Source organism: Methylobacterium sp. CM6257, assembly GCF_054611515.1.
The window spans coordinates 5,997,005-6,016,364 of record NZ_CM137735.1; the positions used below are offsets into that span (position 1 = coordinate 5,997,005).

16 protein-coding genes and 1 pseudogene are annotated in these 19,360 nt (G+C 70.4%); 10 read left to right on the forward strand and 7 right to left on the reverse strand.

The genetic code is table 11. The features are described 5' to 3' along the window. Positions 1 to 223: 223 nt before the first annotated feature. Positions 224 to 1,066 carry an SDR family NAD(P)-dependent oxidoreductase gene (locus ACYCO6_RS29200; protein WP_459765879.1) on the reverse strand — a complete coding sequence of 281 codons (843 nt, stop codon included), beginning with the start codon at positions 1,064 to 1,066 and terminating at the stop codon, positions 224 to 226. A 233-nt stretch (positions 1,067 to 1,299) separates the two neighbouring features. Between ACYCO6_RS29200 and ACYCO6_RS29205 the strand changes: the two genes are divergently transcribed. After that, positions 1,300 to 2,469, forward strand: coding sequence for an endo-1,4-beta-xylanase (locus ACYCO6_RS29205; protein WP_459765881.1), 1,170 nt, complete (start codon positions 1,300 to 1,302; stop codon positions 2,467 to 2,469). Here ACYCO6_RS29205 and ACYCO6_RS29210 read toward each other — a convergent pair. Then, entirely contained in the window at positions 2,456 to 3,541 is a 1,086-nt protein-coding gene (locus ACYCO6_RS29210) for an acyltransferase family protein (RefSeq protein ID WP_459765883.1), read from the reverse strand. The two genes, ACYCO6_RS29205 and ACYCO6_RS29210, sit on opposite strands and share 14 nt — an antisense overlap. Before the next feature lie 244 nt (positions 3,542 to 3,785). Between ACYCO6_RS29210 and ACYCO6_RS29215 the strand changes: the two genes are divergently transcribed. Both ACYCO6_RS29215 and ACYCO6_RS29220 read left to right on the forward strand, forming a co-directional pair. After that, complete coding sequence (locus tag ACYCO6_RS29215; protein ID WP_459765885.1) at positions 3,786 to 5,453, forward strand: L,D-transpeptidase family protein; 1,668 nt, start codon at positions 3,786 to 3,788, stop codon at positions 5,451 to 5,453. Positions 5,454 to 5,547: 94 nt separating this feature from the next. After that, a pseudogene (locus ACYCO6_RS29220) lies at positions 5,548 to 5,817 on the forward strand (DUF1194 domain-containing protein); the annotation flags it as partial. 147 nt (positions 5,818 to 5,964) lie between these two features. On the opposite strand, the gene ACYCO6_RS29225 reads toward ACYCO6_RS29220, so the two are convergent. From ACYCO6_RS29225 to ispG, 5 genes are all read right to left on the reverse strand, one after another. Next, on the reverse strand, positions 5,965 to 6,351 hold the full coding sequence (locus tag ACYCO6_RS29225) for a hypothetical protein (protein WP_459765887.1): 387 nt from the start codon (positions 6,349 to 6,351) through the stop codon (positions 5,965 to 5,967). A gap of 74 nt (positions 6,352 to 6,425) precedes the next feature. Further along, on the reverse strand, positions 6,426 to 8,747 hold the full coding sequence (locus ACYCO6_RS29230; protein ID WP_459765889.1) for a xanthine dehydrogenase family protein molybdopterin-binding subunit: 2,322 nt from the start codon (positions 8,745 to 8,747) through the stop codon (positions 6,426 to 6,428). Next, positions 8,744 to 9,223, reverse strand: a complete 480-nt coding sequence (locus ACYCO6_RS29235; RefSeq protein WP_459765891.1) for a (2Fe-2S)-binding protein — start codon at positions 9,221 to 9,223, stop codon at positions 8,744 to 8,746. The genes ACYCO6_RS29230 and ACYCO6_RS29235 overlap by 4 nt, the downstream gene beginning before the upstream one ends. 902 nt (positions 9,224 to 10,125) lie before the next feature. Then, positions 10,126 to 12,132 (reverse strand): potassium transporter Kup, encoded by a 2,007-nt coding sequence (locus tag ACYCO6_RS29240; RefSeq protein ID WP_459765893.1) that lies wholly within the window; start codon positions 12,130 to 12,132, stop codon positions 10,126 to 10,128. Between the two features lie 230 nt (positions 12,133 to 12,362). Beyond that, positions 12,363 to 13,694, reverse strand: a complete 1,332-nt coding sequence (gene ispG, locus ACYCO6_RS29245; RefSeq protein WP_459765896.1) for a flavodoxin-dependent (E)-4-hydroxy-3-methylbut-2-enyl-diphosphate synthase — start codon at positions 13,692 to 13,694, stop codon at positions 12,363 to 12,365. Positions 13,695 to 14,061: 367 nt separating this feature from the next. Between ispG and ACYCO6_RS29250 the strand changes: the two genes are divergently transcribed. The 7 genes from ACYCO6_RS29250 (at position 14,062) to deoC (ending at position 19,358) form a co-directional block, all read left to right on the forward strand. Next, positions 14,062 to 15,180, forward strand: coding sequence for a patatin-like phospholipase family protein (locus tag ACYCO6_RS29250; protein ID WP_459765898.1), 1,119 nt, complete (start codon positions 14,062 to 14,064; stop codon positions 15,178 to 15,180). Between the two features lie 59 nt (positions 15,181 to 15,239). After that, the gene (locus tag ACYCO6_RS29255) at positions 15,240 to 15,794 is read left to right on the forward strand and encodes a glutathione peroxidase (RefSeq protein WP_459765900.1); all 555 of its coding nucleotides are present in this window, start codon (positions 15,240 to 15,242) and stop codon (positions 15,792 to 15,794) included. A gap of 55 nt (positions 15,795 to 15,849) precedes the next feature. Continuing rightward, positions 15,850 to 16,488 carry a sigma-70 family RNA polymerase sigma factor gene (locus ACYCO6_RS29260; protein WP_459765902.1) on the forward strand — a complete coding sequence of 213 codons (639 nt, stop codon included), beginning with the start codon at positions 15,850 to 15,852 and terminating at the stop codon, positions 16,486 to 16,488. 89 nt (positions 16,489 to 16,577) lie between these two features. Continuing rightward, entirely contained in the window at positions 16,578 to 17,339 is a 762-nt protein-coding gene (locus ACYCO6_RS29265; RefSeq protein ID WP_459765904.1) for an anti-sigma factor, read from the forward strand. Positions 17,340 to 17,390: 51 nt separating this feature from the next. Beyond that, positions 17,391 to 17,819, forward strand: coding sequence for a cytidine deaminase (locus ACYCO6_RS29270; protein WP_459765906.1), 429 nt, complete (start codon positions 17,391 to 17,393; stop codon positions 17,817 to 17,819). Further along, complete coding sequence (locus tag ACYCO6_RS29275) at positions 17,812 to 18,630, forward strand: purine-nucleoside phosphorylase (RefSeq protein ID WP_459765908.1); 819 nt, start codon at positions 17,812 to 17,814, stop codon at positions 18,628 to 18,630. Before ACYCO6_RS29270 ends, ACYCO6_RS29275 begins: the two co-directional genes overlap by 8 nt. Next, positions 18,627 to 19,358, forward strand: a complete 732-nt coding sequence (gene deoC, locus ACYCO6_RS29280; RefSeq protein ID WP_459765910.1) for a deoxyribose-phosphate aldolase — start codon at positions 18,627 to 18,629, stop codon at positions 19,356 to 19,358. Before ACYCO6_RS29275 ends, deoC begins: the two co-directional genes overlap by 4 nt. Positions 19,359 to 19,360: the final 2 nt, after the last annotated feature.

Consider the following 19,360-nt stretch of genomic DNA (forward strand, 5'->3'; position numbering starts at 1 on the left):
TGTGTGCAAGGGCTTCGCCAGACGAGGGGCGCAGCCCTGTGCTGTCCGGCTCACGACGCTGTCGGCGCGACTGGCAAGGGCTGTCCGGCGGGCTCACGCACGCAGACGCTCGCCCGGGTCGAGGCGATGAACCCGGACGGGTGCGCCTTGTATCCCGGCCGCCCGTGAGCGCGTCGAGCGTCGCGGAGCCCGGGCTTGCTTCACGACGCTCGCAAGAGCGGCCTCATCTCTCCATGGACTGCTTGAACGCCTCGGCATATTCCGGGTGCCAGCGCGAGAGTGCGGGCCGGTTCGCGATGATGTCGCCCGACGCCCAGGCGATCCGCTTCTCGTCCTGCGCCCGGGTGGTCTCGTTGTCGGGGCAGAGGATGTAGAAGTCCTGCGCGGCCAGCCGCTCCAGCATGAAGGCCATGGTCTCCTCGGGCGTCCAGGCGCCGGCCGGCTTCTCTGCAACGCCGCGCGCCTTCGTGAGCCCGGTATAGACGAAGCCCGGGATCAGCAGGTGGGCGGTGGTGTGGCAGCCCTCCCGGTTACGCAGCTCGTGGGCCAGCGCCTCGGTGATCACCTTCACGCCCGCCTTCGAGACGTTGTAGGGCGCGTTGCCCGGCGGGGTGGTGATCCCCTGCTTCGAACCCGTGACGATGATCGCGCCGGGCTTGCCCCCCTCGATCATGCCGGGCGCGAAGGCGTGGATCCCGTTGACCACGCCGCCAAGATTGGTACCGAGGATGCGGGCCCAGGTATCGGCGTCGGAGAATAGTTTGCCGCCGGCCTCGATCCCGGCGTTCAGCATCACCACGGCCGGCGGCCCGGCCTTGGCGACCGCGGCGGCGAGCGCCTCCACGGCACCCCGGTCGGAAACGTCCGTCGGCACGGCGCGGACCTCGACGGCCGCGAGTTCGGCCACGGCGGCCCGCGCCGCCTCCAGGGCCGGCCCGGGCAGGTCGGCGAGCCACACGTTCATGCCCGCCCGCGCGAAGGCCTGCGCGGCGGCGAGACCGATGCCGCTCGCGCCGCCGGTGACGACCGCGCTGCGGCCGGGACTGATCGCGGGGTGCTGGCTCATGACTCTGTCCTCGGCTGAATGGCGCCCTTCAGATGGGGCGAACCGGAACGAAGGCGAGTTGAAGGGGCACGCATCCAGCACGGGATCGGAGGTCCGCCGGCCAGCAGAAGCAGCGGATCGCAACCGAAGCCCGCCCGTGCTCTGATGGGCCCGACACGAGATCCAGCCCACCGGCCTCGGACCGAGCAGGGCCGGATCCCGCCGGAACGCTTCCGGGAACCCGAGGACACGGCATGCCGACCCTTCCGAGCCGCCGGTCGCTTCTCGTCGGGGCGACTTGCGCCGGCCTGGCTCCGGCGGCTGCCCAGACCGGCTCCGGGCCGCTCGGCCGCCCCTCCTGGGCGGCGGACAGTCTCCAGGCGGCAGCGGCAGCCAAGGGCCTGCTCTATGGCTGCGAGGTGCCGTTCCACCGCTTCGCCTCGACGCCCGCCTACCGGCAGGCGGTGGCGCGGGAATGCGGAATCCTTGTCTGCGGCACCGAGATGAAGATGGAGGAGGTGCTGCCAGCCCCCGGCAAGACCGACTTTGCCCGCGGCGACGCGATCCTGCGCTTCGCCAGGGGCAACGGCCAGCGCATGCGCGGCCACACCCTGGTCTGGCACGCCGCGCTGCCGCCGTGGGTCGGCCCGCTGCTGGCCCGGGCGAGCGCCGCCCAGGGTGAGGATTTCATGCGGCGCTGGATCGAGACGGTGGCGGGCCACTACCGCGGCCAGATCGTCGCCTGGGACGTGGTCAACGAGATCCTCGGCAACGAGGCCGATCCCGACCGCGGCGGGGGCCTGCGCGACTCGCCCTGGCTCACCTCGATCGGGCCTGCTTACGTCGATCTCGCCTTCCGCATCTTGCACGAGACCGACCCGGCCGCCGCCGGCACCTGGAACGAGGATGCGGTGGAGCAGGGCGTGCCCTGGATGGAGGCCAAGCGCACCAAGGTCCTGCGCCGGCTGGAGGCGATGCGCTCCCGCGGGGTGCCGATCCGGCGCTTCGGCCTGCAATCCCACCTCACCAGCACGATCCCGATCGATCAGGGCCAGTTGCGGCGATTCCTCCGGGAGATCGGCCAGATGGGGCTCGGCATCGAGGTCACCGAGCTCGACATCGACGATCGGGCCTTCCCGTCCGACGTGGCCACCCGCGACCGGAGGGTGGCCGACTACGCCCGGCGCTACCTCGACGTGGTGCTGGACGAGCCCGCCCTGCTCGATGTGGTGACCTGGGACATCTACGACCCGGACACGTGGTTGAACGACCATCCCTATCGCAAGCGTCCGGACAGCCTTCCACAGCGGGCCCTGCCGCTCGACGCGCAGTTCCGGCGCAAGCCCCTGTGGCACGCGATGCGGGCAGCCTTCGAGGCCGCGCCGGATCACACCACGGCGCGGGACAAGCTCAGGCGGGCGTGACGCCGGCCCGGCGGCCGCCCTCCGCCAGGACAGGCTCGGGCGGGCGGCCCGCCAGCAGTCGGCGGCGCAGGCGCGCGCAGGGGCGCTCGACGAGGCCGTACATCCCCCAGCACCAGAGCAGCGTGGTCGGAAAGGCCGCCAGCATCAGCCCGAGCCCGTGCAGGCCGGGCATCAGGTGTAGCACCAGCGCCACCACCGTCATGTGCGTGAGATAGAAGCTGTACGACCACAGCCCGAGTTGGCGCATCGGCCGGCTGGCGAGCAGCCGCACCAGCGGCCCCTCCCCATGCAGCAGGTATGCGAAGGGCACGGACAGGGCTGCGCTCTGGAGCGTGTAGCGCAGGCTTTCCCGGAAGGCGGGATCGCGGACCGCCAGCGAGCCGAGGATCACCGCGAGGCCGACGGCGACATGCCAGATCGTGGGACGCCAGGCCCGGTCGGCCGGGATCACCGGGTTGTTCCACAGGCCGAGGCAGCAGCCGAACAGGATCGCGTCGACGCGGGTATGGGTCCAGCTGTAGTTCAGGCTGTAATCCGAGAGCCGCCAGACGTTGAGGCAGCGGATCGCCAGCACCAGCCCGCAGATGGCGAGACAGGCGAGCGCCGCCCCGCGCGGCCGCATGCGCCCGAGCCACAGGACGAAGACCAGCGGGAAGACCAGGTAGAAGTGCTCCTCAATGGCGAGGCTCCAGAGGGGCACGGGCAGCACCGCCTCGGTGCCGAACAGGCCGGGATAGTTCGTCAGGAAGGTCGCCTGACCGAGCAGCGCCGCGGGCTCGACCCGCATCCAGTCGAGCCACCCGGCCGCATAGAGCGCCCCGGAGGCGAGCAGGGTCAGGTACATGGGCGGCAGGATGCGCAGGCTCCGGCGCAGGTAGAAGGCCGGGAGCGACACCGCGCCCGCCTGCGCCCGCTCGATCCGCAGGAGCGTGGTGATGAGGTAGCCGCTGAGGAAGAAGAAGATTGTGACGCCGAAGCCGCCCGGCACCATGTGGCTGTAGCCGCAATGGGCCGCGAACACGATCAGGATGGCGAGCGCCCGCACCCCGTCGAGCTGCGGCAGATAGGGCATCACCCTGGGGACCTGAGGTCCGGGATCCCGCATGGTGGAGGCCGATCTCGCTGCGCAGCACCACGGGACAGGTAGCGCCATTTGCGGGCGCCGGCATCCGCGATGGCCGCGGAGTGTCTGAACCAATCACCGGATGGTGAATCCGCGCTGTGGGGCGTCCACTGGACCAGAGGAGATTGGTAACCACGCCGCCCCATCATCCGGCCGGACCGCGCCGCCCCGGGCGCCGTCGGGAGTGTTGCGTATGGTCCCGGTTCCTCCCCGCCGTCACGCCCGCCCGCACGCCGCGCTCGGCGCAGGCCTGTCCCTGCTGGCGCTGCTTGGCGCCCCCGCCGCGGCGCTGGCGCAGAGCACCCCCGCGGCGGCGCCGTCGCCGACCGGTGCTGGTCCCGCCCCCGTCCCGGCCCTCGCCGTCCCGGTGTCGATGCCGCCGGCTCCGGATACCGTGGCCCCGGCCGCGAAGAGCCTGGAGACGAAATTGCCTGAGGCGAAGCCGGCCGAAACCAAACCGGCGGAAGCCGCGGCCCCGGAGGCCAAGCCGTCCCAGGCGAAAGCCCAGGAGTCCGCGAAGAAGTCCCGCGAGCCCGCGCCCCTGGTCTACGCCAAGGTCTCTACCGACCCGAACCCGACGCTGACCTCGCGCACTTTCCTCGATACGCTGCGGGCGGCCGAGCGCTACGCCGCCTTCGCGGAGGCCGGCGGCTGGGAGCGGTTGCCGGAGGATCTCGCGCGCCTGAAGCCGGGCGAGCGCAACCCCGCAATCCCGGCGCTACGCCACCACCTGACGCTGACCGGCGACCTCCCGGCGGACGCGCCGCCGAGCGACCGCCTCGACGCGCCGCTGATCGCGGCGATCGCCGCCTTCCAGGGCCGCCACGGCCTGCCGGACAGCGGCATCCTGGGCCGCCTCACCCTCAAGGCCCTGAACGTGCCGGCCGAGACACGGCAGCGCCAGCTCGCCGCCTCGGCCGCCCGGCTGATGGGCTCGAAATTCCCGTTCGGCGAGCGCTACGTCGTTGTCAACATCCCGTCTGCCGCCGTCGAGGCGGTGGAGAGCGGTGCGGTGGCCCGCCGCTACGTCGCGGTGGTCGGCTCCCCCGACAAGGCGACACCGGCCGTGGAGACCCGGATCACCGACATCAACTTCAATCCGACCTGGACCGTGCCGGCCTCGGTGGTGAAGAACGAGATCATCCCGCAGATGCGCAAGAATCCGGGCTATCTCGCCAAGAATCACATTCGGATCCTCGGCCCGGCGGGCGAGGTCGATCCGACCCGGATCGACTGGGCGGGCGAGAAGGCGGTCAATTACACGCTGCGCCAGGATTCGGGCTTCGACAATTCGCTCGGCCAAGTGCGGATCGACATGCCGAACCGTTTTGCCGTCTACATGCACGACACACCGGCGAAGTCGCTCTTCGCCGCGAGCGTGCGCTTCCACAGTCACGGCTGCGTGCGCGTCGGTCAGGTGAAGGAGCTGGTCGGCTGGCTCTTGCAGGGCACGGACGGGCCGAACGGGCCCGGCACCAGCTGGGGGCCGATCGAGATCGAGACCGGCATCGCCGACGGCGAGCGCCGCGACATCAAGCTGGCCAAGCCGATCCCCGTGACGTTCGTGTATCTCACGGGCTATGCGACCCCGGACGGCAAGGCGCATTTCCGCGACGACATCTACAACCTCGACACGCCGGCTCCCGAGCCCGCCGCCACGGGTACGATCCCGCCTGTTGCAACCGGCACCAGGGCGCCTGCTACGAAGCCGGCAGCGGCAAAGCCCGCGGATCCCGAGCCGGCCGGCGGCAAGACCGCCCCGGTGGGAGCCCTCGCGGCCAAACCCGCGGCTGCCGGCCTTTCAGCGGCCAGGCCCAAGACAGAGCGCCGCGGCTTAGAATCGGCCGAACCTATCCGCTGAGCCCCACCCGGCCATGCGGTTCCGGAGCGCGCCGGAACCTTGGCATCGAGCGGTCATCGGCGCGGGGAGAGCGCGACCGCCCTCCCCGGACTGCATGGTGGTCGATGTCTCGGGTGACGGGATCGACAAGTGCACCGACGCCAGCAGCCTCGCCGACGCGCACCGGGCCTTGCTGGCCACCGGCGCGACGGTCAACGGCCTGCCGATCCCGGTGCCCGGCGAGAACGACGTGGTCCGGGGCCGGCGCCGACCGGGCACCCGGCTACGGGCTGCTCCCAACGCCGCTGCCGCAGGAGCGCACCAGCCTGGGCAATGGTATCGCGCCTACGTCATCGGCGGCCCGGGCGCGTTCCTGCTGGCGGTGACCGGCTACGGGGATGTCTCGCGGGCGCTGCGCCGGAAGTTCGTGATCGAGATCAGCGCGCTCGGCCGGTGCCTGCCCGATCAAGCGCGAGCAGAGACGTCGAGCGTGTGGCGGTTCTGTGAAAAGCCAGCACGCTCCAGAAGGGCCTCAGGGCGCCTTCTTCAGCTGCTGCTCGGCGCGGGAGACGGCCGCCTCACAGCCCTTCGCGTCCCCCTTGGAATCGGCCGTGCGCGCCTCCTCCAGGGCAACCTTCGCCTGCTGGGCGGCATCTGCCCCCTGCCCGGCCTGCGCCGACTTCTCCGGCGGGGCCTGGGGCGACTCGTTCGCGCGCTGCCCCTCCGTCCCGGTGACGCCCTCGCCTCCGCGCTTGGCGGCGTTGCCCTGGCCGCTGGTCGAGGCGGAGATAGCCTCGGTCAGCTCGGAATGCACGCGCTTCGAGATGCTGTCGATCCGCTCCGAGCAGGGTGAGGCCAGGGCGGGCGCCGCCATCAGGACCAATGTCAGGGACGTCGCGAGGGCAGCGGGACGCATCATCGGGTCGGACTCTTTCAAAAACAGGGGGCCGCAGATCTCTCCGCGGCCCCCAACGCACCGAAACCCGTGACGGTTCAGGCGCTGAGCTGGTCGCGGATCGGCAATTGCCGCACCCGCCGGCCGGTGGCCGCGAAGATCGCATTGGCGATCGCCGGTGCCACGGGCGGCACGCCGGGCTCACCGACGCCGCCGAGCGGCCCGTCATACGAGCCGGTCGGGACGAGGTGCACGCGGACCACCTTCGGCGCGGCGTCGATCCGGATAATCTCGTATCCGTCGAAGTTGTTCTGCACCGCCCGGCCCTGCTTGAAGCTGATCTCGGAGGTGAGGGCGAGCCCCATCCCCATGACCACGGCGCCCTCCATCTGAGACCGGATGCGCTCCGGATTCACCTGCGGCCCGCAATCGACCGCGATGTCGACCGCCTGCACCTTCACCTGCCCCTTGTCGTCGACCTCCACCTCGGCCGCGACTGCCGTGTAGGTGACGAAGCTGTAGTGGCCGGCGACGCCGAGCCCCCGGCCCTTGGGCATCTGCCGGCCCCAGCCGGCGCCCTTGGCGGCTGCCTCGATCACGCCGCGCAGGCGGCCGGTGTCGATCGGGTAGCGCTTCGGATCCTCGCCGTAGTTCCAGACGTCGCCGATCGCGGCCGGATCGATCTTCCGGTCCGGGCCGATGAGCTCCAGCAGGTAATCCTTCGGATCGCGGCCGGCGGCGTGCGCCAGCTCCGACACGAAGGACTGGATCGCGAAGGCATGCGGGATGTTCGAGACCGAGCGGAACCAGCCGATCCGGACATGGGCGGCGGCCTCCGGGTTCTCCAGCCGGAGGTTCGGCACGTTGAAGGGCGTGTTCACCAGCCCCATGCCGAGCTCCAGCGGCAGCTCTTGCTTCGGATCGGGCGCGAAGATCGAGCCGATCGTCGGCGCGACCGAACGATGCAGCCAGGCCACCGGCAGGCCCTTGTCGTCGAGGCCGGCCTCCAGGTGCTCCACCGAGATCGTGTGGTAGAAGCCGTGATGGAGGTCATCCTCGCGGGTCCAGGTAAGCTTGACCGGCGCGCCGCCGACGGCCTGCGAGCAGAGCGCCGCCTCGACCACGTAATCGGGCTTGGACTTGCGCCCGAACCCGCCGCCGAGCAGCGTCACGTTCACCTTGACCTTGTCGTCGGGCAGCTTGAGCGCCTTCATCAGGCGGTCGTTGGCCGCCTGCGGACCCTGCACGCAGGCCCAGGCCTCGCAGAACCCGTCCTTGACCCGGGCCACGGCAGCCGGGGGCTCCATGGGGGCCTGAGCGAGGTGGGGCACGAAGTACTCAGCCTGGACCTTCGTCTTGGCCTTGGCCATGGCGCCGTCCACGTCGCCCTGGGTGCGCACGACCTTGCCGGGCTTGCGGGCCGCGGCCTCCAGTTCCTTGCGGAAGGCGTCGGTGTCGTAGCCGGCGTTCGGGCCGTCGTCCCAGGTGATCTTGAGGGCGTCCCGGGCCTTCATGGCCGACCACGTGTTCTTGGCCACAACGGCGACGCCGCCCAGCGGCATGAACTCGGAGGGGATCTCGCCGCCGTCGATCTTGAAGATCTTGACGACGCCCGCGACCTTCCTGGCCTCGCTGTCGTCGAGGGCCTTCACCTTGCCGCCGTAGACCGGCGGGCGGGCCACGACCGCGTAGAGCATCCCGTCGAGCTTGGTGTCGAGGCCGTAGACGGCCTTGCCCGTCGTGATGTCGAAGTTGTCGATCAGCCCGACCTTGCCGGTGCCGATGTACCGGAAGTCCTTCGGATCCTTCAGCTTGACGTCGGTGGGCACCGGCAACTCGGCGGCGGCCTTGGCCACCGCGCCATAGCCGAGGGTCCGGCCTGACTTGGCGTGGGTCAGGGTGTGGTTGACGGCCGTCACCTCGGAGGCCGGCACGCCCCATTGCCTGGCGGCAGCCTGGATCAGCATCAACCGCGCGGCGGCGCCGGCGTGGCGGAAGTGCTGGAAGAAGTGGCGCGTCGAGCGCGAGCCGTCGGTGTCCTGGTTGCCGAAGCGGGTCTCGTCACCCCAGGCCTGGACGACCTTCACCTTCGACCAGTCGGCCTCCAGCTCGTCGGCCACCGTGAAGGCCACCGAGGTGCGGATGCCCTGACCCATGTCGGAGCGGTGGTTGGTCACCGTGACGGTCCCGTCCGGCGCAATGGCCACGAAGACCTTCGGATCGTCGCGCCAGCCATGCGGCATGCCGTCGGCGCCGAACTTCTGCTCCTCGGCCTTGGCCTCCTCGGCCCGGGCCGGGCTACGCAGGCTGAGCGCCAGCACGAGGGCGCCGGCGCCGCCCAGGATGCCGCGGCGGCTGACGTTGTCGAGGGCCGGCTTGGCCTTGGCGATATCCGCCATCATCTGCGCGTCGTGAATCACAGGCGCTCTCCCTTGCTGGCGGGCGCCGTCTGGCCGGCGGCCTGATGGATCGCCGCACGGATGCGTGGATAGGTACCGCAGCGGCAGATGTTGCCGCTCATCGTGTCGTCGATGTCCTGATCAGTGGGCTTCGGCGTGTCCTTCAGGAGCGCCGCGGCCTGCATGATCTGGCCGCACTGGCAGTAACCGCACTGGGCGACGTTCTGGTCGCGCCACGCCACCTGCACCGGATGGTTGCCGTCCGGCGACAGCCCCTCGATGGTGACGACCTCCTGGCCCTCGGCAGCCGACATCGGCGTGATGCAGGCGCGGGTCGCCGCGCCGCCGAGATGGATGGTGCAGGCCCCGCACAGCGAAACGCCGCAGCCGAACTTGGTGCCGGTAAGCCCGAGCTCGTCGCGGAGGTACCACAGCAACGGCATATCGGGGTCGCCGTCGAAGCTGCGCGCAGCCCCGTTCACGGTGAGTTTGATCATCGCTTCGTCCTGTTAGGCGGCGCCGGAGCGGCGTTCAGTCGGGTCTGGGCCGGGCGGGAGGCATCGGCCGATCTGCCGGCTCGCACCTCGGCCGGTGCGGGAACTCCGCTGAGCCGGCACTTGGGCTCGGAATGAGAAGGGTTCTAAAGCAGGCCTCGTCACGGGCGCAACGCACGGACGGGGCCGGTCATCCTCGCATGGTTGCGCTCAGGTCATGCCGCGTGCGAGGGCGCACATGATGTGATCGGCAGTGGGAACAGCCAACGATTGTGTCCGCTCGGCCGGCGCTGCCTGTCCGGCCGCGCCGCCGAGTGTTGCAGGATCAACCTGCCGATCACAGGCCCGGATCCCGGGCCGACGAGAGCGAAGCGATCCGGCGCCGCCGCGCCTGTGGCGGTCGCCGCCAGAGCTGCACAGTCCGTAACGACGGAGCCGGCAGGGGCGCGAGCCGAGCCAGTCCGACGCTCACCTGTCGAAGATCTTGTCGTTCCCGATCAGAAGATCGCGCCCGTTCTTCGGGATGGGAAATCCGTAGCCTCCGCCGGGTTTCTCGAACACCAGGATGCCCGCCTTGCGATAGGCGCTGGAATAAAGCCCGAGTCCGATCTTCTGGAGCGTGCATAGTAATTTTGCACGGATCGGGCTTGGATCCGCTCTGCATCGAGAGAGATCGCCCCGCAATAATCATGGTTCGATCTCAAAAATTCGGCGTGGAATCGGCTGGCCTTACAGGCAGCAGAGCGTACTGTTGCTCGCGCGCGTCCTCAGATCGAGACCGCAAAGAGACGAATTTTATACCGATTCCCTCACAATGTTTTTGAGCTTTTTAGAATACGGCGATGTCAATAAGGTATTGCTCCGGGTTTTCACCGGATCCATCGTGCGTCCGCACGCCCCTCCATCTACACCGTCACCTGGGTGCCGACCTCCACCACCCGCCCGGTGGGGATCTGGAAGAAGTCCGTCGCGTCGTTGGCGTTCTTGGCCAGCGTGATGAAGATCCGGTCCTGCCAGAGCGGCATGCCGGAATGGGCGGCCGGCCGGATCGAGCGGCGCGACAGGAAGAACGACGTCGCCATGATGTCGAACTTGAAGCCCTGCCGGCGCAGCAGCACCAGGGTCTTCGGGATGTTCGGCGTCTCCATGTAGCCGAACTTCATCACGACCCGGTAGAAATGCGGGCCCACCGGCTCAATCCGCACCTTGTCGGCCTCGTTGGAGCGCGGCGTGTCCACCGTCTCGACGGTGAGGATCACGTTCTTCTCGTGCAGCACCTTGTTGTGCTTGAGATTGTGCAGGAGCGCCGCCGGCGCGATCTCGGGGTCGCTCGTGAGGAATACCGCGGTGCCGCGCACGTGGTGGGGCGGGCTCTTCTCCAGCATGCCGACCAGCTCTACGAGGGGCACGTCGGTCTTGCGGGTCTTGTTGAACAGGATCGTGACCCCGCGCACCCAGGTCCACATCAGGATGATCAGGCCGCCCGCGAGCAGCAGGGGCACGTAGCCCCCCTCCACGACCTTGATCAGGTTGGAGAGCAGGAACAGGAATTCCAGCCCGATGAAGGGCAGCATCACGGCGGCGGCCGCCACCGGCGACCAGCCCCACATGCGCCACATCACCAGGAAGGTCAGCGAGGCGGTGAGCAGCATCGTGCCGGTCACCGCGATGCCGTAGGCCGAGGCGAGTGACGACGAGGTCTTGAACAGCACCGCGAGCAGCACGACGCCGAGCATCAGGAGCGTGTTGATCTGCGGCAGGTAGATCTGCCCCGCATGCGACTCGGAGGTGTGGCGGATCTCAAGCCGCGGCAGCAGGCCGAGCTGGATCGCCTGCCGGGACAGCGAGAAGGCGCCGGTGATCACCGCCTGGCTCGCCACCACGGTGGCGATCGTGGCGAGCACCACCATCGGCAGCAGGCCCCAGGCCGGGACCAGCTGGAAGAACGGGTCGGCGGTGTCGGGCTTCTCCAGCACTAGGGCCGCCTGACCGAGGTAGTTGAGCGCCAGCGCCGGGAAGACGAGGCCGATCCAGGCGACCTGGATCGGCTTGCGCCCGAAATGGCCGAGATCGGCGAACAGGGCCTCGGCCCCGGTCACCGCCAGGAACACCGCGCCCAGCGCCACCAGGGCGCCGGTGCCGTGGCCGAGCAGGTAGAGCACGGCGTGCCAGGGATTGACCGCCCGGAACACCTCCGGGTGCAGGCCGATATGCGGCAGCGCCGCAAGCGCCATCGCGAGGAACCACACGATGGTCAACGGCCCGAAGAAGGCCGCCACCTTCCCGGTCCCCCGGTTCTGCACGAGGAACAGGGCGACGATGATCACCACGGTAATCGGCAGCACGTAATCGTCGAGGGTGGGGGTGACGAGCTTCAGCCCTTCCACGGCCGAGAGCACCGAGATTGCCGGCGTGATCACCGCGTCGCCGTAGAACAGCGAGGCGCCGAGAAGTCCGAGCATGAACACGATGCGCGAGCCGCCCAGCGCCTTCCGGGCCAGTGCCATGAGCGAGAGGATGCCGCCCTCGCCGTTGTTGTCCATGCGCAGCAGGATCGCCACGTACTTGACCGTCACGATCATGAACAGCGCCCAGAGGATCAGCGAGACGGTGCCGATCACCTCCTCGGGCAGCAGGATGCCGTCGGTGCGGGCCGGGACGAGGGCCTCCCGGAACGCGTAGAGCGGACTTGTGCCGATATCGCCGTAGACGACCCCCACCGAGCCGACCAGCAGCGTCCAGAAGCCCGCGTGACCCTGCCGGGTCTCCGCCTTCTCGGGGGCGTCGAGAGATCCGGACGTCGCGGCCCCCTGCTCGGGAGGCGTCGCGCCGGTCTCGCCGGTCGTGGCGGCGGGATTGGGCGCGGCGGGCGCCGGTTGGGCAGCGACGCCCGGTGCGAAATTGTGGCTCATACGGATGTCGAAGGCTCGGGCGTGGCCGGCGCTTCGCGGTTCGGCTCAGGGGCCAGTCGGGGCCGGGCAGGAAACGCGAAGACTCCGCCGAACCGCGCGGGCCGGCCACCGGGCCGACCACTCACGGGATCGTGCGACCTTGCTATCACGGCCTGATGCGGCCGGAAACCGTGTGCATCCGCGAAGATCGCGGCATCGCGTCTCCGCCGCGGACGTTCGGCCAGCGCCCCTTACTCGGCGGCGGTCCGGGTGCCCCCGCCCTGCTGACCGAAGCGACGCTCGATGTAGTCGATCACGATGGTCTCGAAGTCCTTCGCGAGCGTCGGGCCACGCAGCGTCGTCGCCTTCTTGCCGTCGATGAAGACCGGCGCGGTCGGGCTTTCGCCGGTGCCGGGCAGAGAGATGCCGATATCGGCATGCTTCGATTCGCCCGGGCCGTTCACGATACAGCCCATCACGGCGACGTTCAGACCCTCGACGCCCGGGTAGGTCTTCTTCCACTCCGGCATGGAGGTGACGATCCAGTTCTGGATGTCGCGAGCCAGCTCCTGGAAGGTGGTCGAGGTCGTGCGGCCGCAGCCCGGGCAGGCCGCCACCATCGGCACGAAGGTGCGGAACCCCATCGTCTGCAGGAGCTCCTGGCTCGCCTTGACCTCCAGGCTCCGGTCGCCGCCGGGCTCCGGGGTGAGCGAGTAGCGGATCGTGTCGCCGATCCCCTCTTGAAGCAGCACGCCGATGGCGGCCGAGGCCGCCACGAGGCCCTTCGAGCCCATGCCGGCCTCGGTGAGGCCGAGATGGATCGCGTAGTTCGAGCGGCGGGCCACTTCGCGGTAGACCGCGATCAGATCCTGCACCGCCGAGACCTTGGCCGAGAGGATGATCTTGTTCTGCGGCAGGCCGAGTTCCACGGCGCGGTCGGCGGAGCTGATCGCCGAGCGCACCATCGCCTCGCGCATCACCGCCCGGGCATCGATCGGCCGCGGCGACTTGGCGTTCTCGTCCATCAGATGGGTGAGCAGCTCACCGTCCAGCGAACCCCAGTTGGCGCCGATCCGCACGGTCTTGTTGTGCTTGATCGCCTGCTCGATGATGGCCGAGAACTGCGTGTCCTTCTTGTCCTTGAAGCCGACGTTGCCAGGGTTGATCCGGTACTTGGCCAGCGCCTCGGCGCAGGCCGGATGGTCGGCGAGCAGCTTGTGGCCGATGTAGTGGAAGTCGCCCACCAGCGGGACGTGGACGCCGATCCGGTCGAGACGCTCGCGGATCTTCGGCACGGCGGCGGCCGCCTCATCCCGATCCACGGTGATTCGGACCAGCTCCGAGCCGACCCGGGCGAGCTGGGCGACCTGCGCCACCGTGGCATCGATGTCGGCGGTGTCGGTGTTGGTCATCGACTGGACGACGATCGGAGCGCCGCCGCCGACCGTGACCGCACCTTGGCCCTCGCCGACCGTGACGCCGACCGTGCGGTGGCGCGGGGCGGGGCCGGCGATCTCCGGACCACCGCCGGCCAGCGGGTTCTCGGCGGGGATTTCGGAACGGGTGGATTCCATGACTTCCATCGTGGACCTTCGCGTGCGCGCCTCGCGGGTCACCGGCGCCTTCGGGGACTGCCGGACCTGTCCGAGGACGCGCCTCGCCGGAACTTCGGGGCTGTCGCGGGTTAGCTGCGGACGCGCCGGCCCGGCGTCAAGCCGACACCGTGCATGGCAGCCTCACGCAGGACAGCATCGCGGCTGTCATGTCGTATCCGCACGCGGATGTCGAGTTTGCCTCGGGCGCGGCCCGGTTTTCGTCGGCTTCTGTTGCCGATTCGCTCGCCGCGGCCCCGCTCGGCCGGCGGCCTGCAACCCTGGTCCGTGGTTGATGCTGCACCGCAGCATCCCATCTTGAGCGTGACCCAGAGTGGACGCGACTCAGGAGGCCGACATGAGCGAGCAATCCCGCGGCGTCGCGCCGCAAAACCCCGCGACCGCGGTTCCCGAATCGCCGGTTTCGGACGCGGTCGAGGCCCAGCCGCCCCGGCAGATCCTGGCCGGCACGAAGGCCGAGAAGCCGGTCGCCCTGGCGCTCCAGGGCGGTGGCGCGCACGGCGCCTTCACCTGGGGCGTGCTCGACGCCCTCATCGAGGACGGGCGCCTCGCCTTTGAGGCCGTGACCGGGGCGAGCGCCGGGGCGATGAACGCCGTCGTCCTGGTGGATGGCTGGCTGAAGGGCGGTCCGGACGGGGCGCGCGAGGGACTCGAGCGGTTCTGGCGGGAGGTCAGCCTCGACGGTGATCTCGGACCGGCCCAGCGCAGCTTCGTCAGCGGTCTGTTCAGCCTGTGGAAGGGCAACCCGGTGGCCGAGTTCTGGGCCAAGATGCTCTCGCCGAGTCCCTACCTGTCGAACCCGCTCAACATCAACCCGCTGCGCAAGGCGCTCGCCGAGCAGGTCGATTTCGACCGCCTGCGCGAGGCCGAAACGGCGGGTCTGTTCGTCTCGGCCACCAATGTCTGGACCGGCAAGCTCGCGGTGTTCGAGCGCGAGCGCCTGACCGTCGACCACCTGATGGCGTCGGCCTGCCTGCCGACCGTTTTCCAGGCGGTGGAGATCGACGGCGTGCCCTACTGGGATGGCGGCTATCTCGGCAATCCGCCGCTCTATCCCCTGCACCGGGGCGCCCAGACCCGCGACATCGTGCTCGTGCAGATCAACCCCGTCGAGCGGCGCGAGACCCCGCGTACGGAGGCCGAGATCCGCGACCGGCTCAACGAGATCACCTTCAACGCCAATCTGATGCGCGAATTGCGGGCCATCGACTTCCTCGACGGGCTGATCGAGGAGGGCACCCTCGAGCAGGGGCAGTATCGGCGGGTGCTGGTGCACCGGATCGACGGCACCGACGCCCTGGAGGATTACAAAGCCGCCTCCAAGCTCGACGCCCGCTGGACCGTGTTCAAGCGTCTGCGCGACAAGGGCCGTGCCGCCGCCCAGTCCTGGCTCGCGGAGAATTATGACGCAGTCGGCCGAGACTGTACGGCCGACCTGCAGCAGGCATATCAATAGGCAATTCTTTTCCGATCCGGTCCGTTGAGGGATCCGGAACGTCCGCATCGGAGATTGCCATGACGTTGCTGCGCCGCGAGGCCCTGATCCTGATCGGCGCCGGCCTCGCCGGCGGCGCCCGCGCCGCCGAGGCCACCCGGGCCACGGACTTCGCCTTCGAGACCCCGGAGGGCGGGCCGATGCCGCTCTCGGCCTATGCGGGCAAGCCCATCCTCGTGGTCAACACCGCCACCGCCTGCGGCTATGCCGGGCAGCTCGCCGGGCTCCAGGCCCTCTGGACCCGCTTCAGCGACCGGGGGCTCACGGTGCTCGGCGTGCCCTCGCCGGATTTCGGCAACCAGGAGCCGCTGGACGGGCCCGCCATCGCGGAGGCCGCCCGCAAGAACCACGGCGTGACCTTCCCGCTCACCGCCAAGACCCATGTCCGGATGCCGGGCGCCCATCCCTTCTACCGCTGGGCCGCGTCCGAGCGTCCGGCCGAGACGCCGCGCTGGAACTTCCACAAGTACCTGATCGCCCGCGACGGCAGCCTCGCGGCGGCCTTCGCGACACAGGTCGAACCCACCGACCCGCGGGTGATCTCGGGGATCGCGGCGGCCCTCGACCGGACCTGAGCGCCCCCGCGCCGGAACGCGGGATTAAACGCAGCCGCCCCCGCGTTCACACCCTATGGCATCGGACAAGCACAAGCGCCCGGACATCCTCGACCTGCTGGTGCCTCTGAGGCGCTACGCCCGGTCCCTGACCCGCGACGCGCTGAGGGCCGACGATCTGGTGCACGACACCCTGGTGCGCGCCCTGGAGATGCAGGGCACCCTGCGCCCGAACACCAACCTGCGCACCTGGATGATGACGGTGCTGCACAACGCCTTCATCGACGAGCAGCGACGCCGGCAGGTCGAGGCGCGCCACGCCGACACGCTGGTGCGCATGGCCGAGGATATCGCGCCGCCGGCCCAGGAGGGGCGGGTGCGTCTCGCGCAGATCCGGGAGGCCTTCCTGACCCTGCCGGAGGAGCAGCGCGCCGCCCTGCACCTCGTCACCCTGGAGGGGATGGCCTACGCCGATGCGGCTGCCGTGCTCGGCATCCCGATCGGCACGCTGATGTCCCGCCTCGGCCGCGGTCGGGCCGCGCTCCGGGCGTTCGAGGAAGGTGCGCGGACGGGCCGGGGCGCCGACGAGACGGAGGCCGGCCCGAAGCCGTCCGGCGCCCGGCGCGGACCGCCCTCCGCCTTGAGGCTCGTCGTATCCGATGAGCCGCGGCCTAAACCCGTTTGGCCCCTTCGGCGCGCCGCCGGGGAGGCCTGAGACAGACCGGCACCGCAGGGTACCGACGCGAAATGACGATTGCGACCGGCGGATCGCCCCCGGGGCACGCTGGATTCGAGGACTTCACGATGATCGATCCGATCACAGACGACGATCTCATCGGCTTCGTCGACGGCCAGATCGACCCGATGCGCCGCCTTGAGGTCGAGGCCCATCTGGCGGCCAACCCCGAGACGGCCGCCCGGGTGATGGCCGAGATGCACGATCGCGACGCCCTGCGGGCCTGCTTCGAACGTCTCCCGGGGCCGGGGCCAGACCGCAACGTCGCCCTGGCGCGCCGCTTCGACCGGAACCTGCGCTGGCGCCGGGTCGCCTCGCGCCTGAAGCGGGCCGCGGCCATCGCGGTGCTGGTCGGCGCGGGCTGGCTCGCCCATGACGAGATCGGCCGGTTCGGCGTGCCGGACACCCTCGCCTCAACCCCGGATCCGGCCCTGCTGGCGGATGCCCGGCAGGCTCGCGCCGTGGCGCAGCTGCGCAAGAGCATCGCCGGCCCGTCCGACGCGGTCTACGACCGGGAGCGCCTGAAATCCATCACCGGCATCGATCTCCCGTCCCTGCCGGAGGGCTGGCGCGTGCGCGACATCCAGGTCTTCCCCGCCCGGCACGGCACCGGGATCGAGATCGCCTTCGAGGCCGGCGCATTCGGCGAGGCGTCGCTGTTCGCAACGCGCGGCATCCGCGGCGGTCCTGCGACGCTCACCGGCTCGGATGACGGCGATGTGCTCTCGTGGAACGCAGGCGACACGGCCTACGCTCTGAGCGGTCCGCGCGACGACGTGGCGCTGCGGCAGGCCGCGGACCTCCTCGGCGCCGGCACGGCGGTGCACTGACCACGAGCCGGGACCTCGACAGCCCGCCCCCGCCGGTGCCAATGATCGGCCATGCAGGCCGACGATTCAGGTCCGGGGGATGATGGGCGCGCCGCCCTTCTGGAGGCTGCCCGGGCGGTCCGCGAACGCGCCCACGCCCCCTACTCCCGCTTCCGGGTCGGCGCCGCGCTGCGCGACGAGCGGGGGGCGATCCACGCCGGCTGCAACGTCGAGAACGCGGCCTATCCGGTAGGCACCTGCGCGGAGGCCGGGGCGATCGCCGCCATGGTCGCGGGCGGCGGGCGGCGGATCGAGGCGATTCTCGTCTACGGCGACGGGTCCGGGCTGGTGACGCCCTGTGGGGCCTGCCGCCAGCGCATCCGGGAATTTGCCGGGCCCGACACGCCGATCCACGCGGCCGGACCGAGGGGCGTCGCCCGGTCCTTCACGCTGGCGGAGCTGCTGCCCGAATCGTTCGGGCCGGAGACCCTCGGTGAGTGAGTCCGCTGCCCTCGACGCTCTGCGGGCAGCCGGCTTCGCCGGGCCCTATGCCTGCGCTCTGGTCACCGGCACCGGGCTCGGCGGTATCGCCGATGTCCTCGAGGAGCCGGTCTCCCTCGACTACCGGGCGATCCCCGGATTTCCGGGGGCAGGCGTCAGCGGTCACGGCGGCTGGCTGCATCGCGGGCGCTTCGCGGGGCGGCCTGTGCTGGTCTTCGAGGGACGCGCCCACGCCTACGAGCGCGGCGCGGCCGCCGCGATGCGGGTGCCGCTCGCCTGTGCCCGGCAGCTCGGGGCGCGGCGCCTGCTGCTTACCAACGCTTCCGGATCGCTGCGGCCGGACGTCGGCCCCGGCAGCCTCGTCCTGCTCGCCGACCACATCAACCTGTCGGGCATGAACCCGCTGATCGGCGAGGCCAGCGATGCCCGCTTCGTGCCGATGACCGACGCCTACGATCCGGCCCTGCGCGCGCAGCTCCAAGCCGCGGCGGCCGCCTGTCGCGTGGCCCTCGGCGCGGGCATCTATGCGTGGTTCTCAGGCCCGAGCTTCGAGACACCCGCCGAGGTCCGGATGGCGGGCATCCTGGGCGCCGATCTCGTCGGGATGTCCACGGTGCCCGAGGTGATCCTCGCCCGCTTCCTCGGCCTGCCGGTCGCGGCGATCTCCGTGGTGACGAACCTCGCGGCCGGGATCGCAGGGGGCGCCCCCCATCACGCCGAGACGAAGGCGGTGGCGGCCCGGGCCGCGGCGGATCTCGGCCGCGTCGTCCGGGCCTTCGTGGCCGGCCTGCCCGACGGAGACTTCCCATGACCGATCTCGACACCGGCGCGGTCGCCCGCCGGGCCCTGCCGCTCCTCGACCTCACCGACCTCGGCGACAGCTGCACCGAGACGAAGATCGACACCCTCTGCCGGGACGCGAGGAGCGGCGGCGTGGCGGCGATCTGCATCTGGCCGCGCTTCATCACGCAGGGCGTGCGGGCGCTGAAGGGCACTGGCATCCGGGTCGCCACGGTGATCAACTTCCCCGCCGGGGGCGAGGATTGCGCCCGGGCTGCCGACGACGCCGCGGAAGCCCTGCGCGACGGGGCGGACGAGATCGATCTGGTCCTGCCCTATCGTGCATTCCTGCGGGGCGACGCGGCCATTGCCCGCGACATGGTCGAGGCCGTGCGCGACGTCTGCCGCGCCGCGACCCTCAAGGTGATCCTGGAGACGGGCGAGATCGTCGATCCCGCGCAGATCCGGGCCGCGAGCCGGCTCGCCCTGGAGGCCGGCGCCGACTTCCTCAAGACCTCTACGGGCAAGAGCCCGGTCTCGGCGACCCCGGAGGCCGCGGAGGCGATGCTGGCCGAGATCCGGGCAAGCAGCCGGCCGGCCGGCCTCAAGGTGTCCGGCGGCCTGCGCAGCGTCGCCGACGCCGCGACCTATCTCGCCCTGGCGGACCGGACCATGGGTGCGGGCTGGGTCGGCCCGAAGACCTTCAGGCTCGGGGCGAGCAGCCTGTTCGGTGCCCTGATGCAGGCGCGGGGGCTCTGAGC